The sequence below is a fragment of the Amycolatopsis sp. NPDC021455 genome, assembly GCF_040640995.1.
Classification (GTDB): Bacteria; Actinomycetota; Actinomycetes; order Mycobacteriales; family Pseudonocardiaceae; genus Amycolatopsis.
The window spans coordinates 64,062-75,678 of sequence record NZ_JBFACT010000044.1 but is presented as its reverse complement, the minus strand read 5'-3'; the positions used below and the strand labels follow the sequence as shown (position 1 = coordinate 75,678).

Annotated in this window: 10 protein-coding genes; 2 read left to right on the top strand and 8 right to left on the bottom strand. The window is 68.0% G+C overall.

The annotated features are described in order from the left end of the window. Positions 1-50: 50 nt before the first annotated feature. The 4 genes from AB0G28_RS34350 to AB0G28_RS34335 are packed head-to-tail and all read right to left on the bottom strand — an operon-like array spanning position 51 to position 4,539. Positions 51-1,424, bottom strand: coding sequence for a GH1 family beta-glucosidase (locus AB0G28_RS34350; protein ID WP_361098862.1), 1,374 nt, complete (start codon positions 1,422-1,424; stop codon positions 51-53). Between the two features lie 17 nt (positions 1,425-1,441). Further along, positions 1,442-2,326, bottom strand: a complete 885-nt coding sequence (locus tag AB0G28_RS34345) for a carbohydrate ABC transporter permease (RefSeq protein ID WP_361098859.1) — start codon at positions 2,324-2,326, stop codon at positions 1,442-1,444. A gap of 9 nt (positions 2,327-2,335) precedes the next feature. Next, positions 2,336-3,256 carry a sugar ABC transporter permease gene (locus AB0G28_RS34340; RefSeq protein WP_361098856.1) on the bottom strand — a complete coding sequence of 307 codons (921 nt, stop codon included), beginning with the start codon at positions 3,254-3,256 and terminating at the stop codon, positions 2,336-2,338. Beyond that, a complete protein-coding gene (locus AB0G28_RS34335; protein ID WP_361098853.1) occupies positions 3,256-4,539 on the bottom strand; it encodes an extracellular solute-binding protein in 1,284 nt (427 codons plus the stop codon). The genes AB0G28_RS34340 and AB0G28_RS34335 overlap by 1 nt, the downstream gene beginning before the upstream one ends. A gap of 161 nt (positions 4,540-4,700) precedes the next feature. Between AB0G28_RS34335 and AB0G28_RS34330 the strand changes: the two genes are divergently transcribed. Further along, complete coding sequence (locus tag AB0G28_RS34330; protein WP_361098850.1) at positions 4,701-5,744, top strand: LacI family DNA-binding transcriptional regulator; 1,044 nt, start codon at positions 4,701-4,703, stop codon at positions 5,742-5,744. A 506-nt stretch (positions 5,745-6,250) separates the two neighbouring features. Here AB0G28_RS34330 and AB0G28_RS34325 read toward each other — a convergent pair. The 4 genes from AB0G28_RS34325 to AB0G28_RS34310 form a co-directional block, all read right to left on the bottom strand. Then, positions 6,251-7,291 (bottom strand): pentapeptide repeat-containing protein, encoded by a 1,041-nt coding sequence (locus AB0G28_RS34325; protein ID WP_361098847.1) that lies wholly within the window; start codon positions 7,289-7,291, stop codon positions 6,251-6,253. A 66-nt stretch (positions 7,292-7,357) separates the two neighbouring features. After that, a complete protein-coding gene (locus AB0G28_RS34320; protein ID WP_361098844.1) occupies positions 7,358-8,464 on the bottom strand; it encodes an NAD(P)/FAD-dependent oxidoreductase in 1,107 nt (368 codons plus the stop codon). A gap of 66 nt (positions 8,465-8,530) precedes the next feature. Continuing rightward, on the bottom strand, positions 8,531-9,508 hold the full coding sequence (locus AB0G28_RS34315; RefSeq protein ID WP_361098841.1) for a ferritin-like domain-containing protein: 978 nt from the start codon (positions 9,506-9,508) through the stop codon (positions 8,531-8,533). A gap of 116 nt (positions 9,509-9,624) precedes the next feature. Next, positions 9,625-10,866, bottom strand: a complete 1,242-nt coding sequence (locus AB0G28_RS34310; protein ID WP_361098838.1) for an aminotransferase class I/II-fold pyridoxal phosphate-dependent enzyme — start codon at positions 10,864-10,866, stop codon at positions 9,625-9,627. Between the two features lie 63 nt (positions 10,867-10,929). On the opposite strand from AB0G28_RS34310, the gene AB0G28_RS34305 reads away from it, so the two are divergent. Beyond that, entirely contained in the window at positions 10,930-11,409 is a 480-nt protein-coding gene (locus AB0G28_RS34305) for a hypothetical protein (RefSeq protein ID WP_361098836.1), read from the top strand. Positions 11,410-11,617: the final 208 nt, after the last annotated feature.

Sequence of the window (11,617 nt, the reverse complement as noted above, 5' to 3'; positions counted from 1 at the left end):
CCCCGGCCTCGGCCTCTCCTTCCCGGCTCTTAGAGCCGGGAAGGAGGCCTTCACGGACTTACGGGGTGCCGCTGGGCCGCGATGAAGTCGCGGTACCAGCGGTAACTCGACCTGGGCGTGCGCCGCTGGGTTTCGTAGTCCACGTGGACCAGGCCGAAGCGGTGCTTGTACCCGTGCGCCCACTCGAAGTTGTCCAGCAGGGACCAGCAGAAGTACCCGCGCAGGTCCACCCCCGCCGCGGCCGCTGTCCGGGCCGCTTCGATGTGCTCGCTCAGGAAGTCGATGCGCTCGTAGTCCGCGAAGTCACTCCGGTCCGGGTACACGCAGCCGTTCTCCGTGACGTACACCGGCGGCAGCCCCGCGTACCGGTTGTGCAGGCCGACCAGGGCTTCCGTGAGACCCTCCGGCTCGACCGGCCAGCCCATCCCCGTCCGCGGGACGTCCGGGAGCCGCGAAGTGTCCACTCCGATGTCGGACGCCGTGCGCAGGGACGGGTCCGGTTCGCGGTGTGGTGCGTCCGCGACGTGCAGGCGGTAGTAGTAGTTCACGCCCAGGTAGTCCAGGGGCGCCCCGATCGTCTCGAGGTCTTCGTCCAGGCGGAAGGAGAAGTCCGAGACGCCGTCGAACATCGCGGCGAGCCCCGGTGCGTAGCGGCCGCCGAACAGGGGGTCGGTGAACTGGCGGCGCAACAGCGTGTCCTGACGCGCGGCCGCCGCCGTGTCGGCCGCCGAGGGGGACACCGGGACCGCCGGGGACTGGTTGAGGACGATGCCGAACTGGTGCGGCAGCGCCGCCCGGTCGCGCATCGCCCGGACCGCCAGGCCGTGGCCGAGCAGGAGGTGGTGAGCCGCCGCCAGCGCGCCGTGTCCCTCCCGCGCGCCCGGCGCGTGCCGTCCTTCGCCGTAGCCCGCGATCGCGCACGGGTACGGCTCGTTGAGCGTCGTCCAGTGGTCGACGACGTCGCCGAGCGCCTCGTGCACCAGCGCCGCGTACTCGGCGAACCGGTGGGCCGTGTCCCGCGACCGCCAGCCGCCGGAGTCTTCCAGTGCCTGCGGCAGGTCCCAGTGGTACAGCGTGAGGAACGGCTCGATCCCCTTCTCCCGCAGCCCTTCCGCGATCCGCCGGTAGAAGTCGAGCCCCCGGCGTTCGACGCGGCCGCGGCCTTCCGGCTGCACGCGGGGCCACGACACCGAGAAGCGGTAGGCGTCCACGCCGAGCCCGGTGAGCAGGGCGAGGTCCTGCGGCCAGCGGCGGTAGTGGTCGGCTGCCGGCTCCCCGGTGTCGCCGCCCGCCACCGCGCCGGGCCGCGTCGCGAACGTGTCCCAGATGGACGGTCCGCGGCCGTCGATCCGGGTGGCCCCCTCGATCTGGAACGCCGAGGTGGCCACGCCCCAGCGGAAGCCGGGTGGGAAACTGGAAGTCACGGTGAGCTCCGGGAAGGTCAGCCCTTGAGCGCGCCCTGCATGATGCCGCCGACGATCTGGCGGCCGAACAGCAGGAACACGAGCAGGACGGGGACGGTGCCGATGGTGGCGGCGGTGAGCACGAGCGTGTAGTCGGTGGTGTAGCCACTGGCCAGAGTGGACAGTGCGGTTTGGACGGTCGGGTTCTCCGGCACCAGCACGACCAGTGGCCAGAAGAAGTCGTTCCACGCCTGCATGAACGTGAACAGGCCGAGCACGGCCGCGGCCGGGCGGGCGGCGGGCAGCGCCACGTGCCAGAACAGCCGCAGCGAGCCGCAGCCGTCCATCCGGCCGGCTTCCAGCAGCTCCAGCGGCAGCGCCCGCTCGAAGTACTGGCGCATGAAGAACACGCCGAACGCGGTGACCAGGCCGGGCACGATCACCGCCTGCAGCTGCCCGGCCCACCCGAAGTCGGCCATCATCATGTAGAGCGGCACGACGCCCAGCTCGGTCGGGATCGCCTGGGTGGCGATGACGACGAGCAGCAGGAAGGTCCGGCCGCGGAACCGCATCTTGGCGAAGGCGAACCCGGCGAGCGTCGAGAACAGCACCACCGAGACGGTGATCGTGCCCGCCACGATGAGCGAGTTCCCCAGCGCCAGCGCGAAGTCCGTCTCGTCGAAGACGCGGGCGATGTTCTCGAACAGGTGCCCGCCGGGCACCAGCACCGGCGGCACGCTCCCGACCGCCTCCGTCGTCTGCGAGGAGACGACGAACGACCAGTACACCGGGAACGCCGAACCGGCCAGGATCGCGATCAGCGCGGCGTAGGTCCACGGGCTCGCCACCCGGCGCACGATCCGCCGGGCCCGCCCGGGCGAAACCGGCGGCGCGGGGGCCGCCGGGGTCAGCACGGTGGTCATGTCCGCTCCTCAGTCCGTCTGGATGCGCCGGGTCACCAGGTACGACAGGCCCGCGACGAGCATCGTGGCCACGGCCAGGATCAGCGCGATCGCCGAGCTGTAGCCGAAGTCGTACTTGGTGAAGCCCTGCTCGTAGAGGTAGAGCGCGGCGGTCTGGAACTGCCGGTCCGACCCGCCGGTCGCCGCCGCGGTGCCGGGGTTGAACAGCAGCGGCTCGGCGAGCAGCCGCATGTTCCCGGTCGTCGCGATCACCGTGGAGAAGATGATCTGCGGCCGCAGCAGCGGCACGGTGATCCGCCAGAACTGCTGCCACCCCTTGGCGCCGTCGAGGGTGGCGGCCTCGTACATGCTCGACGGGATCGCCTGCATCGACGCCAGGAAGATCAGCGCGTGGTAGCCGGTCCAGCGCCACACCACCATCGCCGCGATGGCGGTGTGCGAGCTGGCCGTGCCGGCCTGCCAGTCGACCTGGCCGGCGCCGAACCAGCTCAGCACCCAGTTGACCAGCCCGAAGTCCCGGCCGAACAGCTGCGCGAAGATGATCGTCACCGCCGCCACCGAGGTGATGTTCGGCAGGATCATGCCCATCCGGAACAGCGTCCGCCCGCGCAGCCTGCGGTTGAGCAGGTGCGCGATGCCGAGCGCGAACAGGATCTGCGGGATCGTGGTCAGCAGCCACAGGCTGACCGTGTTCCCCATCGCGTTCCAGAAGTACGGGTCGTGGAACAGCAGCTGGTCGTAGTTGCCGAGGCCGATGAACTGCGCGCCTTCGGCGTCGATGAGGTTCCGCTTCTGCAGCGACACGAACGCCGTGTACAGCAGCGGGAACAACCCGAAGACGCCGAAGATGAGGAAGTACGGGCTGATGAAACCGAACGGCGACAGCTTGACGTCCCACTTCTGCCGCCGCTCGGCGAAGGTGAGTGCCATTACTTGATCTTCGCGACGTCACCGACCAGCTGCTGCCACGCCGCCGCGCCGTCCTGCTTGCCCTGCTCGACGCGCTGCATCGCGTTGCCGAACTCCGTCTGGACGTCGCCGGCCTTCGGGCCCTGGTACTGCGGGTTCAGCTTCTTCGCCGCATCGGTGAACACCTTGCCCACGGGCGCGTTGTTGAAGAACGGGTTGGTGTAGCCGGTGATCTTCGGGTCGTCGTAGAGCGACGGCGTCGAAGGCAGCAGACCCTTGCTGGTGAACACCTTCGCCTGCTGCTCGGGCGCGGTCAGCCAGGCGGCGAGCTCGGCGGCTTCCTTGGTGTGCTTGCCCTGCTTGGGCACGGTGAGGTACGAGCCGCCCCAGTTGCCGCCGCCGCCCGGCACGGCCGCGACGTCCCACTTGCCCGCGGTGTCGGGGGCCTGGTCCTTGATCTTGGTCATCATCCACGCGGGGCACGTGACGGTCGCGAACTGGCCCTTCGTGAAGCCGGTGTTCCACGGCGGCGTGCTGTAGAGCAGGCCCGCGCTGAGGTTCGCCTTGACCGCGTCGACCACGAGGTCCCAGCCCTGGCGCAGCGCCGGATTGCTGCCCACGATGAGCTGGTCGTTCTGGTCGTAGTAGCCCTGCGGCGCCTGGCCGACGATCGCGTTGAGCACGGTCGGGCCGCCGTCCATGAACTTGACGCCGTTGGGCGCCTTGGCCTGGAAGCGCTTGCCCGCGTCGAAGAACGCCTGCCACGTGGGCCAGAGCGCGGACACGGCGTCCCGGTCCTCGGGCAGGCCGGCGGTCTTGAACAGGTCCCGGCGGTAGCAGATGGCCAGGCCGCCGACGTCGGTGCCGTAGCCGATCTGCTGCCCGCCCTTCCCCAGCGACGCGGCCCACTTCCAGCTCAGCCAGCGGTCCTTGAGCTTGTCGCCGCCGACGGTGTTGAGGTCGACGAACTTGTCCGGCGTCGCCTTGAACTGGGCGACATACCCGGTGTCGATCGCTTCGATGTCCGCGGCGCCGGCACCGGTGGCCAGGTGCGCGGCGAGGTTCTTGTGGTGGTCGGAGTAGGCGGCGGTCCGCTCGGTGATCTCGATGTCCGGGTGCGCCGCCTGGTACTCCTTGATCAGGTCGGTGTAGCCGAAGTTGCCGAACAGGCCGAGGCTCAGCTTGATCTTGCCGCCGGACGCACCGCTGCTGTCCCCGCAGGCGCTCAGCGCGGTGACCGCGGCCAGCGCGGCGCACGCCGCGGCGAGCAGGCGGATCGGGCGGTTTCTCGTTTTCGGGCGCATGAGATCTCCGTTGTTCTGCGGGGCCGTCGGAAAACGCGGGTCCCATGAGAGCGCTCCCAACGGGTATCCGTCAAGTAACGAAACGGTAACCTCGCTCGGCATTTACGCTGTCAGGACTGGTGTGCTACAGATGTAACCGGTTACAAGAACCGGAGGTCGCCATGGTCACCGCCCGCGAGGTCGCGCAGCTCTGCGGGGTTTCCGTCGCCACCGTGTCGCGGGTGTTCAACCGCCCGGCCACGGTCAGCGCGGCGACGCGCGAACGCGTCGAACGCGTGGCGCGGGACCTCGATTTCTCGCCGAACGAGTCGGCGCGGGCGCTGTCGCGGCAGCAGTCGGCGATGGTCGGGCTGGTCTGGGACACCGACCACCGGCGGCCCGGCTGGCGGCACCCGTTCCTGCAGGACCTGTTGCTGGGCCTCAAATCCGCGCTGAGCTCGCACGGCTACCACCTGCTGATGCTCGCGACGAGCGACGACGCCCGCGAACGCCACCCGGGCGTCTCGCTGGCCGACCCGATCGCCTACGTGAGCATGACCCGGCGGCACCACCTGGCCGGGCTGGTGCTCATCGACAGCGGGACGGACGCCGACGCGTTCACCGCGTTCGCCCAGTCCGGGTTGCCGTGCGTCGCACTGGACGTGGCCCTGTCCGGGCCGCGCGCGACCTACGTGACTTCGGACAACGCCGGCGGCGCGGCCGAGGCCGTCCGGCACCTGGCCGCCCTGGGGCACCACCGGATCGCGACGATCACCGGCCCGCGCGGCAACGCGCCCGCCGCCGCCCGCACCGAGGGATACCTGCGCGGCCTGGCCGAAGCGGGACTGCCGGTGTCGGAGGACCACGTGGTCGGCGGCGACTTCTACCGCGAAAGCGGGTTCGTCGGCATGCGGCGGCTCCTGGCCCGCAAGGAGCCGCCGACGGCGGTGTTCGCGGCCAGCGACGAGATGGCGGTCGGCGCACTGCTCGCGGCCCGCGCGGCCGGGCTGCGGGTCCCCGGCGACCTGGCGGTGGTGGGCTTCGACGACATCGAGGTGGCGTCCCTGGTGGACCCGGCGCTCACGACGGTGGCCCAGGACAAGCCGGGCTTCGGCACGGCGGCGGCGGGCGCGATCCTGGCGATGATCGGCAACGCGGAGGCCCCGGAACCGGCGCTGCTGCCGACAAAGCTAGTGATCCGCGACTCCTGCGGCTCCCGGTCGTGAGTGGTAAAGGCGGGTTAGAACACGCGTTACCACTCACGAGAAGCCACGGCAGACCTCAGACCGTGATCTTCGCGGCCTACTGAACACTGTTAAGTCTGGCAACTCACTGAACTTATCCCGTCTGCGAATCACGTGAGTATTTGTGCATCACAAGACTTTGACGTCTAGCAACCTCGGGAACATCGAAGAAGTTTTCCGCCCCAACGAAATCAGGAATTCGAGCAAATGCGGCACCTCTAAAACTTACGGGCCGAGTAAACTTCACTCCCGTGAAGTCCGCCATGGAGTAGAATCGCGCAGCAGTCCAGACACTCTCAAAATGAGCATCTGCTGCGAAATATGCTGGAACCCCGTGATAACCTCTTCCAAACACCGCCATAGATTCGAACGTTGAGCGAAAGTTCGCATTGCCATAGAACCTTGAACGAAAGAATGCGGAACCTTGAAACTCAGTACGATCAAAGTCGACCCCTGCCAGGAACTCCGACCTATCAAAGTCCACAGAATCACAAAATTTCACGCCCGCAAAGGTGGCGTCTCCGGCGAACATTGCTTCCTGAAAGTTTAGCACGACCAGAAAACCGCGCGTTTGCGAAGGTGGATGAATCAGCAAACAATGTTCGAACAAATTTCGCATCTCCGACAAAGATTGCATCCTTGAAGCTGATCGAATTGACATTAAGGTCAGTGAGGTCGAAGTCGATCAGCGTCGCCCTCGCAAGATCAAGTTCCTGGCCTGGCCAGAACTTTTCCAAAACGTCCGGATTGAAGTGATCCAGGAGTATTTGCTGTACACTCAACCTGACTTCACGCTCTTGCATCACTCGACGATAGTCACTTTTTGAGTGACCACACTCACCTTCACCACTATCCAAGATATCCGAATCAAATGGCATGCGAAGGTAAGCACAGAAGAGTTTGCGCACTGACGCACGCTGAGATTCGTTCTCCTGGCCGAGACGCTCAAGCGCATAGAAGGCAGCTAGTCGGACAGGCAAACTGTCAGATCCCAAATGCTCCGCCGCCTTCGTGAATAACTCCGTAATCCTTCGAGCCGCAGCATCTATTCTTGCATCGGCGGCAACCTGCGCCTGATGATCCCTATTTTCGGCGGCTACCTGCTGTTGATGAACAAGGGTACGCTCTCGGTTGTCGAGATCAGCTTCGCTCGACCGCTGCCGCCGCCAATTAAGATACAGGGCGACAACGCCTCCACCGCCAACCCCGACACTAAGACCAATCTTGACAGCGTCGAATCGGGCGGCGACCAGATCACTCCCGCTCAAACCGCGACTACCAACCCACCAGAGCGTCACAATTACGATTCCAGTGAAGACAAATATTGCGACAGCAGTCAGCGCCAATGCACGCCAGGGCAGCACAGTTGCCGTCGCCGACCGGCTAGCGAGACGATCAGTTGGCGCAGCAGCCTTTGAAGCCGAATTTGGATCTACTTCGTTCACGAGCGCACAGTTTGCCACACTCCAAACAAGTACACCTGCACCGATATCAATTTTATTATTCAACCAACGCAACCTTGCTTCCACGCGAGATTGCTGTCGAATGCGAACCCTCGAGATCGATGCCTAGCAGCCTGTCGCTCAATAACCGCGCTAGGCGGTGATCTTCGCTGCCCAGTCGATGTGGTGCGAGTACAGCCAGCCGCGTTCCTCGCCGACGTCCCCGCCCGCGCTGGCCGCGACGAGCTTCTCCACGCGCTCGCGCCGCAGTCCTTCGTACGCCGCGAAGGCCGACGCCGGGTCCGGCAGGTCGCGCAGGCACTGTGCCAGCACGACGCTGTCCTCCAGCGCCATCGACGCGCCCTGGCCGGCCGCCGGGGACGCGGCGTGGGCGGCGTCGCCGGCGAGGACCATCTCCGGCGTCGACCAGACGCGCGTTTCGGGGACGTCGTAGGAGTGGCCGCCGAACACCTCGTCGCCCGTCGCGGCGATGATGTCCTTGCAGGGCAACGGGTCTTCCGCGAACGCCGCGTGGGCGAACTCGCGCCAGCCGTCCGCGGTCACCGCCGCGACCTCTTCGCGTGACCGCTCGGCGTCCGGGACGCGGGCGAACCAGAACGTGGCTCCGCCGGGGTCGGTGGTGAAGCCGAAAGCCGCCTTGCTGCCGCGGATCATCCGGTAGATCCCGGGCGCGGCGGGCAGTCCGCGCGCCCGCGTGTAGCCGTACACGACGGTCAGCCCGGTGTAGCGGGGTTCGTCCGCCGCCGGGTCGATCAGCCGCCGGACGACCGAGCGCAGGCCGTCCGCGCCGACGAGGACGTCGCCGGTCGCGGTGGTGCCGTCGGCGAACTCCGCCGTGATCCCGCCTGGGCCGGGATGCGCGCCCACCAGCCGTTTGCCGCGCTCCAGCGGGACACCGCGGCGCGCGGCCTCGTCCTGCAGGACGCGGTAGAGCGTTGCGCGGGTGAGCGTGCGTGGCCCGTCGAGGCCCTCGATGTCGAACTCGCGCCGCCCGACGGTCTCCCCGTCCGGGGCGACGAGCTCGACGCCGTACGCGGCGAACGAACTGTCGATCACCGGTCCGTCCGCGCCGATGGCGCGCAGGGCGTCCATGCCGTTGTGCATGATCGTGAGGAACGCGCCGATGTCGTCCCCGCCGGCGGGATAGGCCTCGAACACGACCGGCTCGTGCCCGGCGAGCTTCACCGCCATCGCCGTGACCGTGCCGGAGATCCCGCCACCCGCGACCAGTACCCGCACCTCGCGCCCCCCGTCGACTCCGCGTGCCGCCGCCTGTGACGTTACCGTGGCGGCGGCACGCGGTGCCTACTTCTCCTTCGCACCGCTGGTGGCGATTTCGCCGTTCAGGCCGCGCGGGAAGAACCCGCCCGAGGACACCTTGTCCGGGTTGAGGTAGGCGATGTTGAGCACGCGGTCGGCGGACCGCCCGAACGCGATGCCGTTGGCGTCGGCCGGGACGAGGTTCGCCTTGCCGTTCTTGATGACGCCTTCGTCGTCGTCGGCCTTGCCGTCGAGGCTGTCGCGGGCGTCGGACATCTTGTTCGTGATGTCGCCGAGGCCGCGCTCGAACAGCGCCGACCGCACGATGCCGGCGTGGTAGGCCTCGACGGCGAGGATGCCGGCCGCCGCGTCGAGGAACGTCTTGTTGTTCACCAGCGGCGCCGCGCCCTTGTAGGCCGACACGCCGACGTCCTCGAACAGGTAGGCGGCGAGCAGGAAGTTGTTCTCGCTCCCGAACGGGTCGAACGTCTGGCCCTGCTTGATCACCCCGGCGGCCTGCATGGCCGCGGTGAAGCTGTTCTGGAAGTCGATCTCCGGCTGCGCGACGGCGGCCTTGCCCAGCGCCTTGCGCAGGAAGTTCACGTGGGCGACCTCGTCGCCGGCGATCTCCTGGACGATCTGCTTCGTCTGCTCGCTCTTGAACTTCACGGCGTGCCCGCCGTTGGCCTTGCCCAGGTTGCCGACGCCGTTGACGTACTTCTCGTTCAGCCCGTAGCCGTTGGCGGCGAACGAATAGAGGTTCGCCTCGAGGTACTCGAGGTTCAACGCGAAGTTCAGCACGGCGGCGTCGCTCGCCGCCTCCTTCGCCTTGTCACCTCCCTGCGCACCGTATTGCTGCGTGGCACCGGCCGAGCCGAGGCCCAGCGACAGCGCCGTGCCGAGCGCGCCGGCACCCGCGACGCCGAGCCCCGCCGCTCCCGCAGCCTTGAGGAAGCGGCGGCGGTCGGTCGCGTTCTCCGCGCTGCGCTCGATCAGCTGCTCCGTGTAGCGTTTTCCGAACACCGGGGGACGTCCTCTCGTGACGAGTTCGTCCACCTCACCCACCGGTCATACGTACCTGGGCGCCCCCCGGCTCGGTCAAAACGGGAAAATTTTTGATCGAGTTCGGTTTTCCCAGGTCAGCCGCGCTGCGCGACGGCGAGCCGGACGCACACGGCGAGCGCGCGGACGGCCTCTTCGACCTCTTCCAGCTTCGGGAAGGTCGGCGCGATGCGGATGACGGCGTCGGCCGGGTCTTCGCCGTGCGGGTGGGTCGCCCCGGCGGGGGTCAGCGCGACACCGGCCTCCTTCGCCAGCCGCACGACCTCCTTCGCGGTGCCCCGCGGGACGGTCAGCGTGATGAAGTACCCGCCGGTCGGCTTGGTCCAGGACGCCAGGTCGGCCAGCTCCTCGGAGAGGATGCGGTCGACGGCCGCGAACTTCGGGCCGATGATCTCGGCGTGCTTGCGCATGTGCGCGCGGACGCCGGCCTCGTCCTTGAGGAAGTGGGCGTGGCGCAGCTGGTTGACCTTGTCCGGGCCGATCGTGCGCTTGCCGATGTTGCCGGTCCACCAGGCCAGGTTGGCTTCGGACGCGCCGAAGAACCCGACGCCGGCGCCGGCGAGGGTGATCTTCGAGGTCGAGCCGAAGACGAACACGCGGTCGGCGTTGCCCGCCTCGGTCGCCAGGGCGAGGAGGTCGGCCAGCTCCGGCTCGTCGTCGGTGAGGTGGTGCACGGCGTAGGCGTTGTCCCAGAAGATCCGGAAGTCGGGCGCCGCGGTGCGCATGGTGGCGAGCCGCCGGACGACGTCGTCACTGAACGTGACACCGGTGGGGTTGCTGTACTTCGGCACGCACCAGATGCCCTTGACGGCCGGATCCTCGGCGACCAGCGTCTCGACGGCGTCCATGTCGGGACCCTCGTCGGTCATCGCGACCGGGACCAGCTCGATGCCGAAGCGCTCGGTGAGCGCGAAGTGGCGGTCGTAACCCGGGACGGGCGCGAGGAACTTCACCTGCGGCTCGTCGGCCCAGCGGCGCTCGGCGCCGGGCAGCTTGCTCAGCAGGGCCTGGACGACGGCGTCGTGCATCAGCTCGAGGCTGGAGTTGCCCGCGGCGAGCAGCTGCCCGGCGGGCACCTGCAGCGCGCCGGCGAAGATGCGGCGCAGCTCCGGCAGGCCCTGGAGGCCGCCGTAGTTGCGGACGTCGGTGCCGTCCTCGGCCTTGAAGGTGCCGTCGCCGGGGAGGCTCAGCAGCGCGTTCGAAAGGTCGAGCTGCTCGGGGGACGGCTTGCCACGGGTGATGTCCAGGGAGAGGCCTCGGCCGACCAGGGCCGCGTAGTCGCTGCGGGCCGTGTCGACGTCGACGGAAGCAGTGGTCATGCCGTCAACGCTAACCCCGGTGTCGATACCATTTCGGGGCGGGTCCTGGCTAGGGTGGTTCGTGTGCATCTCGTCGTCCACGCCGACCAGCGGCAGTTCACCATCCGGGATTCCGGGTCACGGCTGACGGGCAGCGGATGGACTTCCGCGGCGGTGGAATCTCACCGGATCGGGGCAGAGCCCGGTGGTCTCGCCATCGCGACGGCGCGGTCGGACGTGGTGGAGTCTTCGGTGACGCTGCTGCCCTCGCCACCGGCCCTGGCTCCCGACGCCGAACACGTGGTGGAAGCGGATCTTCCGGTTCCGACCGGTCGGTTGGTCATTTCCGGGCCGTCGGACTATCCGTCGCAGGAGAAGTTCTTCTCGGTGCTTCCGGGGTTGTATCGGGCGCGGGTTTCGTACGTGCCCGCGGGTCCGCCGGCGGTGACGTGGAACGAGCACGAGTTCGGTGAGCACTACCGGTACGTGGTGGAGCTGTGGCCGGTGACGTCCGAGTCCGATGTGGAGGTTCTCCGCCAGGGCGCGGCGGTGTGGGACGGCTAACGGGAACGCCTCGGCCCGGGCCGCCGCCGCGTGGGCCGAATCACGACCTGCCCCTTTCACCGTATCGGGTCGTAACAGGCACGGCGGCCGAACCGACCTCTCAGTGCACCGAACATCACGGAGAGGCATGCTATCGTCGGCCGCAAATGCGGCGGCGGGCCTGAACTTCCGTGCGGCCGACGGGGTTTCGCACGTGAGCACGCTGCGC